Source organism: Nocardia grenadensis (assembly GCF_050942415.1).
GTDB classification, from domain to species: Bacteria; Actinomycetota; Actinomycetes; order Mycobacteriales; family Mycobacteriaceae; genus Nocardia; species Nocardia grenadensis.
Map to the genome: position 1 here is coordinate 3,224,167 of NZ_CP192054.1, position 19,390 is coordinate 3,243,556.

Sequence of the window (19,390 nt, forward strand, 5' to 3'; positions counted from 1 at the left end):
GAGCGGCCTTCCGCACGCTTCCGGAACCGACATTTGCGGAGCTCACTCGAACTCGCTTATTATGGCGTTCCGAAGCTGGTCGTCGAGATTATCGAGAATCCACTTCGACGACTGCCGGTCCTATGCCCGAATTGCGGGCAGATCGGCATGGCAAAGGATTCTCCCGATTGTCGGGGTTGCGGAGAATCGACCGGGACAACAGGCGCAAAGGTTAAGCCACGGCCAGAAGGCGATTTGGTGCAGCCTATGAATACCGACAATGTCAACTTCCCGCTCGACGGCCCCGACATGACTCCGAGCCACATCCGTGACCTGCATGTATCCCAACCCTGGGACGGTATCGATGCGTGCACACACAGTGCGGACTCTGCACCCGGCGGGCCCGCCGGGTGGCGGTTGCTCAGCCACCCGGCCCGTCGAAGAACGGCCCAGAACACGGTGCTTTCCAGCGGATTTCGGGCAGATACGGCCGACCGGTGGATGAGCCCCGATTTTTATAACCAACGGGTATAGATCAACTCGCTTTATTTCCTTTCGGGATCGAATTCGGCGCCCCGATGGGATCGCCGTCCATCATCGCTGATGGGCAAAAGTCTCGATTCGACGACATGAATTGTTGTTCCAATGATATCCCCTGCGCATTTCAGGAGCAGTGAACCGGCTCAATCGGCCGGTTTCCCCCCGATGCCGGGAAAATGGAGGACAGGTGACCCAGTCCAAGCGCAACATAGACGGCCGGGGCCGATCGGATTCAGCGGAGATCGGCTCGTCCACGACCACAGGCCAGACGGCGTCGGGTAACGGTTCGGGTGCGCGGCCTGGCGCCGTCACATTCACCGGCCCGCCCCGCCACGATGTCCTGCCGCTGTCGGCCGCCCAGCGAGGGATCTGGTTCGCACAGCATCTCGCGGGTTCGTCACCGATCTCGGTGGCCCAGTACGTCGAGATCGTGGGTGAACTTCAGCCGGAGCTGCTTCTGGAGGCCTGCCAGGCCGCCGATCGCGAATTCGGTCCCGGGCATCTGCATCTCGTCGAGGTCGACGGCGAACCGTGCCAGTACGTCGACCAGACCGCCGGATCACCGGCCACGGTGGTGGATCTGCGGCGCCGTACCGATCCGGTGGCGACCGCGCACCGTCTCATGGTGGAGGACTATTCGGCGCCACTGGACCTGCTCGGCGACTACCTCATGAAGTGCATCGTGTACCAGGTGGGCGACAACCACTACCTGTGGTATCAGCGTGCGCACCATATCGCCCTGGACGGGTTCGCCGCGGTAACCATGGTGCACCGCATCACCGAGCTGTACAACGCGTGGGTGCGGGGCGCGGACGCGCCCCCGGCCACCGCGAAATATCTGGGCGAGATCATCGAACAAGACCTCGCCTATCGGGGATCGGAACGCTTCGACAACGACCGCAAGTACTGGACCGAACACCTCGCGGGCGCACCACCCGTAGTCAGCCTGGCCGGACGCGTCAGCAAACCCACCATCCACCCGGAACTGGTGAGTGTGTCCCTACCCGAGGACACCGCACACCTGCTCGACAGTGTGGTCGCCGAACGCGGCACCAGCGTCACTCCGATCATCGTCGCGGCGTTCGCCGCCTACCTGGGCCGGATGACCGGAAGCGACGAGGTCCTGTTGAGTCTGCCGGTGTCGGGCCGGCATTCGGCGGTGCTGCGCCGTTCGGGCGGCATGGTCGCCAATGTGGTGCCGCTGCGTGTGCAGATCGCCGACCGCACGGTCGGGGAACTGATCGCGGCGACCCAGAGCGAACTGACCAGCGCGCTGCGCCGGCAACGCTACCGACAGGAGGACATCTTCCACGATATGGGGATTGCCCGGGACGAGGCGGCCTCGTTCGGCCCGGCCGTGAACCTCATGATGGTGGACAACGAGATCGTGCTGGGGGAGACGACCGGCCGGCTCCACGTGCTCACCTCCGGCCCGACCGCCGACCTGTTCGTCAATATCTATCCGGGGGCGGGCCGCGACAGCACCCATATCGATTTCCAGGGCAACCCGAATGTCTACAGTGCCGCCGAACTCGCCGGGCACCACCGGCGTTTCCTCATGTTCCTGCACGAGTTCCTCGCCGGCGGAACAGCGAACGCTGTCGGCGCGCTACCGCTGCTCGAAGCGCGGGAGCGGGCCGCGCTGCTGCCCGTGCGGGGTCCACACGGCACCGGCACCCGGCTGTTACCCGACATCCTGGCCGAGACCGCCCGCCGCCACGGTTCCGGCAGCGCGATCTCCACGCCCGGCCGCACCGTGACCTATGCCGAGCTGGACACCAGATCCTCCCGGCTGGCCCGCCATCTCATCGCGTTGGGCGCCGGACCGGAAACCGCGGTAGCGATCCTGCTGCGGCGCTCGGTGGAATCGGTGGTCGCGGCCTGGGCGGTCGCCAAAACGGGTGCCGCCATCGTGCAGATCGACCCCGAGTATCCGCCCGCCCGAATCGAGCACATGGTGACCGACAGCGGCGCCTCCGTCGCGATCACCGTCGCCGGCCACACCGAACGGCTGCCGCAGCAGGTGCGCCGGGTCGTGCTCGACGATCCCGGCCTCCAGCGGGAATACGAGTCCTATCCGTCCGATCCGGTCACCGATACCGACCGGATACGCCCGCTGCGGCCCGCCGACCTCGCCTATCTGACCTACACCTCCGGGTCCACCGGACTCCCGAAAGGTGTGCAGGTCACCCATACCGGGCTGGCGAACCTCGTCACCGACCGCAGCGACACCTACGGTATCGACGCGGCCGCGCGCGTGTCCTACGCTCTCTCACCCAGTTTCGATGCCTCCCAGGAGCAGTTCCTCACCTGCTTCGCCTCCGGCGCCACCCTGGTGATCGTGCCGCCGGAGGTCATCGGCGGCGAACCACTGACCCGGCTGCTCGCCGAAGAACGGATCACGCACCTGACGCTGACCCCCGCCGTGCTGGCAACCGTCGACCCCGGGCCGCTCACCGATCTGCGTGTCGTGGTGGTCGGGGGCGACGTGTGCCCGCCGCACGTCATCGAACGGTGGACCGGGTCCTGGTCGATGTACAACGAATACGGCCCCACCGAGACCACCATCACCGCCGCCGGAGCGCCCATCGAACCCGATCGCGATCTCACCGTCGGCGGCCCGATCCGCGGTGTCGCGGCCATGGTGCTCGACCGTGCCCTGCAACCGGTCCCCAAAGGCACCGCCGGTGAACTGTATCTGGCCGGACCGGGTCTGGCGCGCGGTTACAGTCACCGTTTCGGTGAAACCGCGGCCCGTTTCGTCGCCGACCCCTACAGCGAGCCAGGGGACCGCATGTATCGCACCGGCGACCTTGCGCGCTGGTCCGGTGCCGGTGACGAGATGACGCTGGAACTGATGGGCCGCAGCGATTTCCAGGTCAAGATCCGCGGCTACCGGATCGAACCGGGGGAGATCGACGCCGCGCTCACCGGACACGCCGACGTGGACCTGTCGGTCACCGTACCGGTGCGGAACAAGACCGACGCGACTGTACTCGCCACCTATGTCGTTCCCGTGCACGGCCGCCGGATCGACACCGGCGCACTGCAGCGTTACGCCCGCGAAACCCTGCCCCCGCATATGGTTCCCGCGGTGATCCTGCCGCTGGACAGTCTGCCGGTGAACGCGTTCGGCAAACTGGATCGCAAAGCGCTCCCCGAACCGGATTTCGGGACCGCCCCGGCCGGACGCTCCCCGGCGACACCCCGGGAGAATCTGCTGGCCGGCCTGTTCACCGAGATTCTCGGGGTCGCGCGGGCCGGCGCCGACGACAGCTTCTTCGCGCTCGGCGGTGACAGCATCCTGTCGATCCAGCTGGTGGCGCGCGCCAAGGCAGTCGGGTTGAGTTTCTCCACCCAGGATGTATTCGATGCCAAGACTGTCGCCGGGCTGGCCGCCGTGGCGACCGACATCGGGGACGCGCCGCGGCTGGCCGAACTCCCCGGCGGCGGCGTCGGGCCGATGCCGCTGTCGCCGATCATGCACGCCATGCTCGGCCGCGGTCACTACAGCCGGTTCGCGCAGGCCACCCTCGTGCAGCTCCCGGACCGCGTCGAACACGCGCATCTGGTCCGGGCCCTGCAGGCCGTACTGGACCGGCACGACATCCTGCGCGCTGTCCTGCGCGGCGCCGAATCGGTGGACCGGTTCGTCGACGTCCTCGACCGCGGGACGGTCGACGCCGACACCGCGCTGACCACGGTCACCTTGACCCGGCGGGACGCCGCCGAGGTCGACGGTCACCTCCAGGCGGCCGCGGACCGACTGGACCCCACCGACGGCGTTCTGCTGCAGGCCGTCCGGCTGCAGGACACCACCGGCCCCGACCTGCTGTGGCTGGTGATCCACCATCTCGCCGTCGACGCGGTGTCCTGGCGTCTGCTGCTCACCGATCTCGCGCAGGCCTGGACGCAAGTCACCGAAGGCGGCGAACCACAGTTCCCGCCGCCCAGCACCTCGGTGCGACGCTGGGCGCACGGACTGATCGAACAGGCGGCCACCCGGCGCGCGACGGAACTGGACCTGTGGCGCGGTATCCACGAACGGGGTGACCGGCTGCTCGGACCACGCCGTCTGGACCCACAACGCGATGTCGTGGCGACGGCGGGCCGTGTCCGGATCCGGATCCCCGCCGATATCACCGAGGCGGTGCTCACCACCGTCCCGGCCCGCTACCACGGCAACGCCAACGACCCGCTGCTGGCGGCACTCGCGCTGGCGCTGGGCGAGTGGCGGCGCCGCCGCGGTATGGCCGCCGGCGCGGAACTGATCTCGCTGGAAGGGCACGGCCGCGAGGAGCAGGCGGTGCCGGGTGCCGACCTCAGCGCCACGGTGGGCTGGTTCACCACCCGGTTCCCGATCCGGCTCGAATTGCGCGATATCGACCCGGAAGAGGCGTTCGCCGGCGGAGCGGCCGCGGGACGCGCCGTCGAGCAGGTGAAAGAGCAGCTGCGTGCGGTGCCCGACAACGGTATCGGCTACGGCATGCTGCGCTGCCTCGATCCGCAGGGCAGCACCGAGCTGGGGAACTCACCGGACCCCCAGATCAGTTTCAACTATCTGGGGCGGGTGGGTGTCCGCGAACACTCGGGGGCGTGGACACCCACCCGTGAGTTCACCTCGTTGACCGCGACAAGCGATCCCCGGATGGCGCTGCCCGCCCTGCTTGATATCAACACGATCGCCGAACCCGGACCCGACGGCCTCGAACTCGATGCGACCTGGGAGTTCGCCGCGCAGGTGCTCGACGCCGCGGAGGTCGACGAACTCGCCGGCCTGTGGGTGCGGGCGCTACGCGCCCTGGCCGGGCATATCCGCTCCGAATCCGCGGGCGGCTTCACTCCTTCCGATTTCCCGCTGGTCACCGTGTCGCAGGACGAGATCGATCAGTGGCTGCGCGACTATCCGTCGCTGACCGATGTATGGCCGCTGACCGCCCTGCAGGCCGGGTTGCTGTTCCATGCCATCTACGACCGTGACACCACCGATGGGTACACGGTGCAGGCGGCACTCACCTTCGCCGGGGACGTCGACGCGGACCGGATGCACCGCGCCGCCCAGTCCCTCGTCGACCGCCACGACAGCCTGCGCACCGCGTTCGTCGAAAGCGCCGGCGGCCCCCGCCAGCTCGTACTCGGCGACACCCGGGCCGACTGGCAGTACTCCGATCTCGCCGACCTCCCCGACACCGAGGCACACGACCGCGCCTTCCAGGAACTCGCAACGGCGGCCACGGCACCATTCGACCCGGCTCGTCCGCCGCTGCTGCGGTTCCATCTGGTGCGCACCGGCACCGACGAACACCGACTGCTGGTCACCAACCACCACCTCGTGCTCGACGGCTGGTCGATGCCGCTGCTGATCCACGAACTGCTCGCGCTGTACGCGTCCGGTACCGAAACGGCCGAACTCGCCCCACCCCGCTCCTACCGGGACTACCTGCAGTGGCTGCACGCCCAGGACAGTGACGCGGCGACCGAGGCGTGGCAGCGGATGCTCGCCGGCGTGGAAAGTCCGACACACGTCACCGGCCGCGCCGACCGCACCGCCGGCGCGGACAGCGGCGAAACCGGCCGCGCGCTCGACGCCGCGACCACCGCCGCGGTCCTCGACCTCGGCCGCACCCACGGGGTCACCGCGAACACCGCCATCCAGGTGGCATGGGCGCTCCTGCTCACGACCCTCACCGGCCGCCCCGATGTCGTGTTCGGCAACACTGTTTCGGAGCGTCCGCCCCATATCCAAGGCGTCGAATACATGGTGGGACTGTTCATCAACACCCTGCCGGTGCGGGTCCGCACCGACCCCCACGAAACCGTCGCCGACCTGCTCACCCGCGTCCAATCCGAGCAGGCCTCGATGCTCGGGCACCGGCACATCGGCCTGGCCGAACTCCAACGCGCCACCGGCATCGCCGACATGTTCGATACGGTGACCGTGCTGGAGTCCTACCCGCTGGACCGCGAAGGACTGGCACGTGATCTCGGTGCCGCCGGACTCCGGCTCATCGATATCGACGCCCGGGACGCCACCCCGTATCCGCTGAGTCTGCAGGTGACCCCGCCGTCACGGGACGCCTCCGATACCGAGGAGAACAGCACCTACACGGTGACGTTGCGGTTCGCCACCGACCGCTTCGACACCGGCACCGCCGACACACTGCTCGAACGATTCGAACTGCTGCTGACCCAAATCGTCACCCACCCGGGTCGCCGCGTCGCCGCCGTATCCGCGGCCCGCGACACCGAACGCGCGGAACCGCAGTCGGTACACGGCGCGCCGCCGGTCGGCGAACGCACCCTGCACGACATCCTGTCGGCCACCGCGCGCCGCTACCCCGACGCGACTGCCGTCCGCGCCGGCGACATCACCCTGACCTACCGCGAACTGGAACAGCGCGCCGACGCCCTGGCCCGCCGGCTCACCGAACGCGGCGCCGCCCCCGAAACCTTCGTAGCGCTGGCCCTCCCGCGCTCCGCCGAACTGGCGGTCGCGATCTGGGCGGTGGCCCGCACCGGCGCGGCGTTCGTACCCCTCGATCCCGCCAACCCGCCCGAACGCCTCGCGGAACTGCTGGCCGATTCCCACAGCACGCTCGGCGTCACCGTCGACCCCGTCATCCCACATCTCCCGACCACGATGGACTGGCTGATCGCCGACCCCGCCACCGCACCCGATCCCGTCGCCGAACCGGTCACCCCCACGCACCTGCATCCCGGCAACGCCGCCTACCTCATCTACACCTCCGGGTCGACCGGTAAACCGAAAGCGGTACACATCGCCCACCGGGGCCTGGCCGATGTCGTTGCCGCCCAAGCCGAAGCGTTCGCCGCGACCACCGATTCGGTGGTGCTGCAGGTCGCCTCACCGGGCTTCGATGCCTGTGTCTCGGAACTGCTGCTGGCCCACAGCAGCGGCGCCTGCCTACTGGTGGCGCCACCAGAGGTGTACGGCGGCAGCGACCTCGAAGACCTCTTGCGCGAGCAGCGGGTCACCCACGCCATCATCACCCCGTCGGTGCTGGGCACCATGGATTCTGCCGGGCTGCCCGCGCTGGACACGATCGCGGTCGTCGGCGAGGCCACCGGATCCGATCTGGTGAACCGGTGGGCACCCGGACGCCGGCTCATGAACCACTACGGACCGACCGAATGCACCATCTGGGCCACCGGATCCGAGGCGCTGCGCCCCGGCGAACCGGTCACCATCGGCGGCCCGATCCGCGGCGTGACCGCCACGGTGCTCGATATGTGGTTGCGGCCGGTACCGGCCGGAGTCGCCGGGGAACTGTATCTGGGCGGGCCCGGCCTGGCCCACGGCTATTACGACCGCCCGGCCACCACCGCCTCCCGGTTCGTCGCGGACCCGTACTCACCCCGCGGTGACCGCATGTACCGCACCGGTGACTCGGCGCGGTGGGTGCGCGGCCGCACCGGCCCGGAACTGGAATACCTGGGCCGCGGCGACCAGCAGGTCAAGATCCACGGCCTGCGTATCGAGCCGGGCGAGGTCGACGCCCACCTCACCCGGCACCCGGCCGTGGCACGGGCGGCCACCGTCGCCCAGGACGGCCCGGCCGGAGAACCGGTCCTGGTGTCCTATGTCGTACCGGCCCCGGGAACCACCCTGGATGTGACGGCACTACGCGACGACCTCGCCGGATCACTCGCCCACTACATGAATCCCGCCGCGATCGTGGAACTCGACACCATGCCCCTGACCCCGGTCGGCAAAATCGACCGCGGGGCGCTGCGCGAACGCGCCTTCCGCGCCGAGGAAACCCCCGGCCGCCCGCCCGCCACGCCCACCGAACGGGTCATCGCGCAACTGTTCACCGAAGTCCTGCACCTCGACACCGTTTCCGCCGACAGCAACTTCTTCGCCCTCGGCGGCGACAGCATCGTCTCGATGCGGCTGGTGGCGCTGGCGCGCGCGGCCGGGCTGACCCTCACCCCGCGCGATGTGTTCGAAGGCAAAACTGTTGCCGCTCTCGCCGCGACGGCCCGTCACGAAACAGACGCCGTCACCGCCGAGGACCTGCCGCGCGGCGCCCACCGTATCGAGGACCGCCCCTACCGGCCGGCGGACTTTCCACTCGTCACCCTCACCCGGCCCGATATCGAGCAACTGGAACAGCGCTACGACACCCTGGCCGATGTGTGGCCGCTGTCGCCGATGCAATCCGGGATCCACTTCCACTCCACCTTCGATCCCGACGCCGGCGACAACTACACCGTGCAGACGGTGATCGGCTTCACCGGCAGCGTCGACGGCGAACGCCTGCGGCGGGCCGCGCAGGCGGTGGTCGACCGGCACGACATCCTGCGTGCCGCGTTCGTGGAAACCGCCGGCGGACCGTGCCAGATCGTGCTCGACCACGCCGAGGTCCGGTACCAGGAGGTCGATCTCGCCGTCCGTGGTGACGATCTCACCGCCGAATGGGACCGGATCGCCGCCGCCGACGCGGCCGCCGGGTTCGACCTGTCGGCCCCGCCGCTGATCCGGTTCGCCCTCATCCGCGCCGAATCCGGTGCGGCCCGGCTGCTGATCACCAACCATCATGTGATCCTGGACGGCTGGTCGATGCCGCTGCTGCTCAGAGAACTACTCGACTACTACGGCACCCCCGAACACATCGGCGCCGCCGGCGCCGCCCCCTCCTACCGCGACTACCTGACCTGGCTCACCCGCCAGGACCTCACCGCCTCCAAAGCCGCTTGGGCGCAGGCCTACGCGGACGTGGATTCACCCACCCACGTCGCCCGCGGCACCGGACCGACCGACGCCACCGCCGCCGAGGTCACCGCCGAACTATCGGCCGACCATTTCGCGAGCCTGCGCACCGTGGCCGCCGACACCGCCGTCACCGTCAACACCGCGGTCGCCGCCGCGTGGGCGCTGAACCTGCGCACCCTCACCGGCGAAACCGACGTGATCTTCGGTTCCGCGGTCTCCGGCCGCCCACCCGAACTTCCCCGCGTCGATCAGACCCTCGGCATGTTCCTCAACACGATCCCGGTCCGGGTCCGCCTCGACCCGGCGAACTCCCTGCGCGACTTACTGACACAGCTGCAGGACCAGCACGCCCGTATGCTCGATCACCACTACGTCGGGCTGCCCGATATCCATCGCAGCGCCGGCACGACCGAACTGTTCGACACCGCGATCGCCTTCCAATCCTTCCCGGTGGATCGCCCGGCCCTGCAGCAACTCGTCGACTCCGCGGGCCTGCGCGTGGACGAGATCACCGGCGTCGACGCCACCCCGTACCCGCTGAGCCTGGTCGTCGCGCCGCAACAGGCCGAGCACGAGACCGCGCAAGGCCTGCACATCACCCTGCGGTTCCTCGACGATGCCTTCGACACCGCACAGGCACACAGCATCCTCGACCGCTTCGTCGAACTGCTGCACCGCATCGCCGACACCCCCGCCACCCGGCTCGGCGAGCTCACCCTGCCCGACCGGCAGGACCCGGTCCTGCCCGCCCCCCGCACCCGGCACCTCACCGCGAGCACCCTCGGCGACCTGCTCGCCGCGACCGTGGCCGCCGACCCCGACGCCACCGCCGCCGTCTCCGGTCCGGTCACCCTGACCTACCGGCAGCTCGACGCCCGCGCGAACCGCCTCGCCCGGCTGCTGCTGAGCCGCGGCGGCCGCCCGGGCACCCTGGTCGCCGCCGCGCTGCCCCGATCCCTCGACGCGATCGTCACCGTGTGGGCTGCGGCGAAGGCGGGGGCCGCGTTCCTGCCGATGGACCCGAACCTGCCCGCCGACCGCATCGAATTCCTGCTGTCGGACTCCGGCGTCCCCCTGGGTATCACCGACGCCGCCTCCCGGCCGCGCCTACCCGACAATGTCGACTGGCTGATCGTGGACACCGAAACCGCGGCCACCGCCAGCGATCCGGCACTGTCCGCGCCGGTCACCGACGCCGACCGCGGCGGCCCGATCCGGCCGGCGCATCCGGCCTACGTGATCTACACCTCCGGATCCACCGGAACCCCCAAGGGTGTCCTGGTGGCCCACCGCGCCCTGCCCGATGTGGTGGCGGCGCAACGCCGGATACTCGGAGTCGGTCCCGCCGCCACCGTCCTGCAGGTCGCCTCACCCAATTTCGACGCCTCGGTGTACGAACTACTGATGGCGCACGGCTCCGGCGGCCGGCTGGTCATCGCGCCACCGGATGTGTACGGCGGCCCGGAACTGGCCGCCCTGATCCGGCGCGAACACATCACCCACACCCTGCTGACCCCCTCCGCACTGGCGACCCTCCCGCACGAGGGCCTCGGCGAACTGCGGGTGCTCGCCAGCGCCGGCGAACCGGTCGGCCCCGAACTGGTCGAGCGGTGGGCGCCCGACCGCGCCATGGTCAACCTCTACGGTCCCAGCGAGACCACGATCTGGGCAACCGCCAACGCCGCACTCACCCCCGGCGAACCCATCACCATCGGCGGCCCGGTCGGCCCTGTCGCAGCCGTGGTCCTCGACACCTGGCTGCGGCCGGTACCGGCCGGGGTAGCGGGCGAGATGTACCTTTTCGGGGCCGGTCTGGCCGACGCCTACATCGGCCGCGCCGGGCTCAGCGCCGCCCGCTTCGTGGCCTGCCCGTTCGGCGAACCCGGACACCGCATGTACCGCACCGGCGATATCGTGCGCCGCACCGACACCGACGACCTGGAATTCGTGGGACGCAACGACTTCCAGGTCAAGATCCGCGGTAACCGGGTCGAACTGGGCGAGATCGACGCCGTCCTCGGCGCGCGCCCGGATGTGGCGTTCACGGTGACCGTGCCGCGCATCGCCGAAGACCGGCCCGCGGTCCTGGTGTCCTATGTGGTGCCCGCCCCCGGCCACACCGTCTCCGGTACCGAACTGACCGCCGCCCTGACCGAAGCCCTGCCCGCCTATATGGTGCCCGCCGCGGTCCTCGTCCTCGACGAACTCCCACTGAATTCCAGCGGAAAACTGGACCGCTCCCGGCTCCCGGACCCGGTATTCGCCACCCGCGAGTACCGGGCACCGTCCACACCCGTGGAATCCGTGGTCGCCGAAGCCTTCTGTCACGTGCTCGGCATCACCCGGGTGGGTGCCGACGACAACTTCTTCGAACTCGGCGGCGACTCGCTCAGCGCCTCGCTGGTCGTGGCGCGCGTCGGCGCCACCCTGAACGTGCGGGTCCCGGTGCGGTCCATGTTCGAGACACCCACCGTCGCCGGTCTCGCCGCGCACGCCGAAACCCTCACCGGCGGCGACCGGGTACCCCTCACCGCCGGAGTACGCCCCGACCCCGTCCCGCTGTCGCTGGCACAGCAGCGGATGTGGTTCCTCAACCGTTTCGAACCCGACTCCGCCGCCTACAACATCCCGGTCATGCTGCGACTGACCGGCGACCTCGACACCGCGGCCCTCGCCACCGCACTGCGCGATGTCGCCGGACGCCACGAAGTACTGCGCACCATCTACCCCGAGACCGCCGGCGAACCCGAACAGGTGATCCTCGACGAACCCGAGATCACCCTGGACCCCGTGCACGTCGCACCGTCCGCGATCCCCGACGTGGTCGCCGAATTCATGCGCCGCGGCTTCGACGTCACCGTGCAGGTGCCGATGCGCGTCGAACTGTTCGCTCTCGACACCGACGGTCACACCACCGAATACCTGCTGATCCTGGTGGTGCACCATATCGCCGGCGACGGCCAGTCCATGGGCCCACTGGCCCGCGACGTCATGCGCGCCTACGCCGCCCGCACCGCCGGACATCCACCGCTGTGGGAACCGCTGCCGGTGCAGTACGCCGACTTCGCGCTGTGGCAGCGCCGCACCCTGGGCTCCGCGCAGGACCCCGACTCGCTCATGTCCGCCCAACTGGAGTACTGGCGCACCACACTGGCCGGTGCACCCGACCGGCTCGACCTCCCGGCCGACCGGCCCCGCCCCGCCGTCGCGTCCCTGACCGGTGGTCGCGTCCCACTCGATATCGGCGCCGACCTGCACAGCAAACTCGCCGAACTGGCCCGCTCCCGCGGCACCTCCCTGTTCATGGTCCTGCACGCGGCCCTCGCGACAGTACTGAGCCGGCTGAGCGGCAGCGACGACGTGGTCATCGGCACGCCCGTCGCCGGCCGCGGCGAACCCGGACTCGACGACCTCGTCGGCATGTTCGTCAACACCCTCGTCCTGCGCACCCCCATCCACCCCGGCGAACCCTTCACCGAACTGCTGACACGCACGAAAGAAACCGACCTGCAGGCCTTCGAACACGCCGATGTCCCGTTCGAACGGGTCGTGGAAGAGCTGAAACCGGAACGCACCGCCGACCGGCATCCGCTGTTCCAGATCGCGCTGGCGTTCCAGAACCTGTCGTCGGTCGACGTGGTGCTGCCCGACGTCACCGTGTCCCGTGCCGACGTCGACACCGGCATGTGCCAATTCGACCTGCAACTCGTCGTCTCCGAGAACTACGGCCGAGGCGGCGCGGCGCAGGGTATCTCCGGCATGCTGATGTTCGCCCGTGACCTGTTCGACGAACCGACGGTCGCCGGGTTCGCCCAACGACTGATCCGGGTCCTGGAAGCCCTCGCCGACGATCCGGCGACACCGGTCGGTGATCTCGACTGGCTGGACACCGACGAACACACCGCGCTCGTCTCCCGCGTCGGTCCGCGCCTCGAAGGCGCACCCGCCCTGCTACCGGACGCATTCGCCGCCGCCGTCCGCGACAACGGCGACGGTCTCGCCCTCGTCGCCGACGACACCGCACTCACCTACACCGAACTCGACCTCCGATCCAACCGGCTGGCCCGCGCCCTCATCCGGCACGGCGCCGCCCCGGAGACCCCGGTGCTCGTCGCCGCCACCCGGTCCGTGACCTCGGTGATCATGTGGTGGGCGGTCGTGAAATCCGGCGCCACCTACGTGCCCGTCGACCCCCGCTATCCGGCGAGCCGCATCGAACAGATGGTGGCCGACTCCGGCGCCGCACTCGGTGTCACGGTCGCCGCGGCGCGCCCCGATCTCCCCGACTCCCTGAACTGGCTCGTCCTCGACGACGACACCGTCACCGCGCAGATCGACACCCTGCCCGGCGACCCCGTCACCGACGACGACCGGCGCGCACCGCTACGGGCCACAAACACCGCCTACATCATCTTCACCTCCGGCTCCACCGGCGTACCCAAGGGCGTCGCCGTCGAGCACCGCGCCATCGCCGACTTCCTCGCCGCCCAGCACAGCGCCCACCGCACCGGTCACACCTCCCGCGTCCTGCATTTCGCCTCCCCGTCCTTCGACGCCTCCCTGCTGGAGATCATGCTCGCCACCGGCGGCGCCTCCACCCTCGTCCTGGCCCCGGCCGGAATGTACGGCGGCAGCGAACTCGCCGACCTGCTGCGCACCCAGCGCATCACCCACGCCTTCGTGACACCGGTCGCGCTGGCCTCCGTCGACCCCACCGGACTCGACGACCTGCAGGTCGTCATGGCCGGTGGTGAGGAAGTGCCCTCGGAGCTGGTGAACCGGTGGGCCGGCACCGACCGCGCCGGCACCCGCGAATTCCGGGTCCTGTACGGGCCGACCGAAACCTCGGTCGTGGCCACCGCCGCCCCCCATATGCTTCCCGGCGACCGGGTTCGGATCGGCGCCCCCCGCGCCGGTATGCGAGCCCTGGTCCTGGACTCCCGGCTGCAACCGGTACCGGTCGGCGTACCCGCGGAACTGTACCTGGCCGGCCCCGGCCTGGCCCGCGGCTACCTCAACCGGGCCGCGACCAGCGCCGCCCGATTCATCGCCTGCCCCTACGGCGAACCCGGGCAACGCATGTACCGCACCGGCGACGTCGTCCGCTGGAACGCCGACCGCGACCTCGAATTCGTCGGCCGCAACGACTTCCAGATCAAGGTCCGCGGCTTCCGGGTGGAACTCGGCGAAATCGACGCCGTCCTCAGCGCCCGCGCGGATGTATCGTTCGCGATCACCGTGCCACGCCGCGACGGTACGGGCCCCGTACTGCTGGTGTCGTATGTGGTGCCCGCGCCGGGCGCGAGTATCTCCAGCGAGGAACTAGTCACTGCGGCCGCCACGGCACTGCCGTCCTATATGGTGCCCGCCGCGGTGATGGTGCTCGACGCGATACCGCTGTCACCGAACGGGAAACTCGACCGCAAAGCCCTCCCGGCGCCGGTCCTGCAGGCCCGGCAGTTCCGGGCGCCGTCCTCACCGGTCGAGGAGATCGTGGCCGGGGTGTACGCCGAAGTGCTCGGCACCGACGGGCCGGTCGGCGCCGACGACGACTTCTTCGAACTGGGCGGCAACAGCCTGATCGCCACCCGCGTCGCCGCCCGCATCGGTGCCGCACTCGACGCGTCCGTGCCCGTCGCGATGATCTTCGAAGCGCCCACCGTCGCGAAACTCGCCGTACGCGCCGAATCGCACGCCGACACCGGCCGTATCTCGCTCACCGCCCAGCCCCGCCCCGAACACGTCCCGCTGTCCTACGCACAGCAGCGGATGTGGTTCCTCAACCGGTTCGAACCCGACTCCGCCGCCTACAGCATCCCGATTGTCATCCGGCTCACCGGGCAGCTCGACATCGACGCCCTGCACGCCGCGGTCGACGACGTCATGACCCGTCACGAAGTGCTGCGCACCGTCTACCCGCACCACGACGGCGAACCCGCGCAGGTCGTCCTGCCCGCCACCGACGCCGTACCGCCCATGGCCGTCGCCCGCGTCGACCGATCCGAACTGGTGGACCGGCTCTCCGCCTTCGTCTCCGCGGTGTTCGACCTCACCACCGAGATACCGTTCCGAGTGCGGCTGTACGAGCTCGACCACGACGAGTGGATCCTGGCCGTGGTGTTGCATCACATATCCGGTGACGGATCGTCATTGGGCCCGCTCGCCCGCGACATGATGGCCGCCTACTCGGCCCGCCTGCACCACGAACCCCCGGCCTGGCCGCCTCTGGCCGTGCAGTACGCCGACTACGCGATCTGGCAGCACACCGTACTGGGCAGCGAGCACGACAGTGATTCACTGCTGCGCGCCCAGATCGACTACTGGACCGGGCAGCTCGCCGACCTGCCTGCCCTGCTGGAACTACCCACCGATCGGCCGCGCCCGCCCGCCCCGACCTACGCGGGCGCCAACATGCCGATCGAACTCGACGCCGAACTCCACGCGAAACTGGAACGCGTCGCCCGGGCCCACAACACCACATTGTTCATGGTGTTCCACGCGGCTCTGGCCGCCACCCTGGCCCGGCTCGCGCACACCGACGACATCGCGATCGGCACCCCGTACGCGGGCCGCGGCGAACCCGAACTCGACGACCTCGTCGGCATGTTCGTCAACACCCTCGTCCTACGCACCCGGCTCACCCCCGGAATGACATTCACCCAACTGCTCGAACACGTCCGCGGCACCGACCTGGCCGCGTTCGGGCACGCCGACGTCCCCTTCGAACGGCTCGTCCAGGAACTCAACCCGGTACGCACCCCCGCACACCACCCACTGTTCCAGGTGATGCTGGCCTTCCAGAACCTCACCACCACCGACTTCGAACTCCCCGGACTGTCGGTCTCGGCCGTCGAAGCCGACACCGGCACCTCCCTGTTCGATCTACAGGTCACCGTTTCCGACACCTATGACGACACCGGCGCACCGACCGGTATCAGCGGCGGAATCACCTACGCCACCGACCTGTTCGACAAAGCGACCGCCACCGCCGTCGTCGACCGCCTGCTGCGCATCCTCGACGCGATGGCCACCGACCCCGCCCGGCCCGTCCACGACGTCGACCTGCTCGACCCCACCGAACGCGACGCCGAACTGATCTGGTGCAACACCACCGCCTACCACCTCGCACAGAACGAAACACTCGCCTCCGCGTTCACCGCCTCGGTAGGCAGACACGCCGATCTGCCCGCGGTGACCACAGCCGGCGAGACACTCACCTACGCGCAGTTCGCGTCCCGCGTCAACCGCCTCGCCCGGCTGCTGATCAGTCGCGGTGTCGGCCCCGAAACCCTGGTGGCGCTGCGGATGCCGCGCTCACTGGACCAGGTCACCGCGATGTACGCGGTCCACGCCGCCGGCGGCGGATACGTGCCGATCGACCCCGACCACCCGGCCGAACGCATCGACTACATGCTGGCCACCGCGAAACCCGTCGTCGTACTGTCGACCCTCGACGACCTCGACCTCGCCGGCTTCGACGACGGACCAGTCACCGACCGCGAACGCCGCACCCCGCTGCGGCCGGAGAACATCGCCTACGTCCTGTTCACCTCCGGCTCCACCGGGCGCCCCAAAGGCGTGGCGGTCTCGCACCGTGCGGTACTCAACCAGCTGTACTGGATCAAGGGAGCGCATTCCCTGACACCGGACGACGTGGTACTGCAGAAGACCCCCGCCACTTTCGACGTCTCGGTATGGGAACTGTTCGCCACCCTGGTGGCCGGCGCCCGGATGATCATCGCGGAACCGGACGGGCACACCGATCCCGCCTACCTCGCCGACACCATCGCCGCCCACCAGGTCACGCTCACCTCCTTCGTGCCCTCGATGCTGGCGGTGTTCGCCGACACGGCCCCCGCCGCGTCGCTGACCTCGCTGCGGGCGCTGCTCGTCGGTGGTGAGGCATTCGGCCAGGACGTCGTATCCGCCGCCCGCCGGGTGATGCCCGGCACCGAACTGCACAACCTGTACGGGCCCACCGAATTCACCTTGCACGCCACCGAACACCTGGTCACCGACGCCGACCACGGCAACGTACCCATGGGCACACCGGTCTGGAACGTCCGTGCCTACGTCCTCGACAGCCGGCTGCAACCCGCACCGCCCGGAGTCGCCGGGGACCTGTACCTGGCCGGTAACCAGGTCGCCCGCGGCTACCAGGACCGTCCCGGGCTCACCGCGGAACGATTCGTCGCCGACCCCTTCACCGCGGGCGCGCGGCTCTACCGCACCGGTGACCTGGCGCGCCGCCTCCCCAACGGAGAACTGGAGTATCTCGGCCGCACCGACTCCCAGGTGAAACTGCGCGGCCTGCGTATCGAGCTCGGCGAAATCGAAGCAGTACTCGCCGAACACGACAGCGTCGCCCGCGCGATCGTGACGGTGCATACCGCCGCGACCGGCGACCAGCTCGTCGCCTATCTCGTTCCCACGACCGGCACCACTGTCGACACCGCCGCGGTCCTCGACCACGCCGGCACCGAACTGCCCGGCTACATGGTGCCCGGCACCGTCATGGTGCTCGACACCGTACCTTTCACGGCCTCGGGCAAACTCGACCGCGCGCGACTGCCCGAACCGGAGTTCGCGGTCGGTGAATACCGGGAACCGGCGTCCTGGCTGGAAAGCGAAGTGGTCCGCGCCTACGGGCACGTGCTCGGCGTGGACCGCGTCGGAGCGGACGACGATTTCTACGCCCTCGGCGGTAACTCGCTACGGTCGGTGCAGGTGGTCAGCGAGCTGAAGAAGGAACTCGACTACGACGTGCCGGTCAGCTGGATCCTGTCCGATCCGAGTCCGGCCGATCTGGCCAGACGTATCGAATCGGGTATGCGCTCCGGGCACACCCACACCGACCCGGCCGCCGCCTTCGGTTTCGATGTCCTGCTGCCGATCCGGGCCGACGGTGACCGGCCGCCACTGTTCTGTGTCCATCCCGCCTCGGGTCTGGCCTGGAGCTACCGTCCGTTCGCCGAGTACCTGGCACCCGGCCGGCCGATCTACGGCATCCAGGCACCCCAGATCGGCGGCGAGGTCCCTGGGCCGGCCACTATCGAGGAAACGGCGCGCCGGTACTTCGCCGAGATCCGGACCGTGCAGCCGCACGGCCCCTACCATCTGCTCGGCTGGTCGCTGGGCGGTCAGATCGCGTACGCGATCGCCGTCGAGATGCGGGCAGCGGGGGAGGAGGTGGCGCTGCTGGCGCTGCTGGACGCCGAAGCCGCCAATATCGATCCCGCCCAGGTCGTCACGGTCACCGCCGGGGAACTGATCAGCAATCTCGGCCCGGTCCTGGGTATCGATTTCGTCGATCAGGACGCGACCGCGCAGGAGGCGGCCGATCTCATCAGGCGCCATCTCGGCGAAGGGTTCCCGGTCGACGCCGGCATGATCCAGCGGATGACCGACGCCTACAACCAGTCCATGCGGGCGGCGAGTATCTGGCGGCCTCGAGTTCTCGACGGTGACCTGCTGTACTTCACCGCGACGGTGGACCGCCGGCCCGATGCCACCGGCTGGGCGGGATGGGCGCCGGTCGTCGGCGGGCGGATCGTGAATATCGATATCGATGCGCCCCACCTCGCCATGACCGACCCGGCCGCGGTCGAGCAGATCGCCAGGATCCTCGACGAACGGTTGGACGGGTGAACCCGTAGACAATACCGACCGTTACGTAGGGTAATTTTCTGGCGAATTTTCAGCCAGGAGAAAGGCGTCGCCGTCTCCGCATACGGCCAGTTCAGCCCATAGTCCACAGAACAGCAGGTCATCGGCCTAGACCAATCGTTGTGATTCTTCCCCATGAGACCGAAGAACGATTGTGGCACAATACTTTCCGTGTCTCGGTCGGTCAACGGCAACTCTGCGGCAACGACGATGTCGCAGGCTGACGCGACCGCAAAATCGGTCCGGCGGCGCAACCACGCCACCGCCCGGCCGATACGGGCAGACCACCCGCCACTCCCCGGTGGGGCGCCGGCGACCGCCGGCACCATCGCCGCAATCCCCGCAACGCATCGGACGACCGCACCCCGCCCACACCGGCGCACGGTACGCGACTCCCGTCGGCCGGGCCGCGGCGAGACGCCCCACCTGAAGGTGTGTGGTGCATCGAGTTCTTGACAGGTGATCGTC

Annotated in this window: 1 protein-coding gene; it reads left to right on the forward strand. The window is 69.2% G+C overall.

The window, feature by feature from the left end; translation table 11 throughout:
• Positions 1-706: 706 nt before the first annotated feature.
• Positions 707-18,904, forward strand: coding sequence for an amino acid adenylation domain-containing protein (locus ACQPYS_RS14810; RefSeq protein WP_433489878.1), 18,198 nt, complete (start codon positions 707-709; stop codon positions 18,902-18,904).
• Positions 18,905-19,390 lie beyond the last annotated feature (486 nt).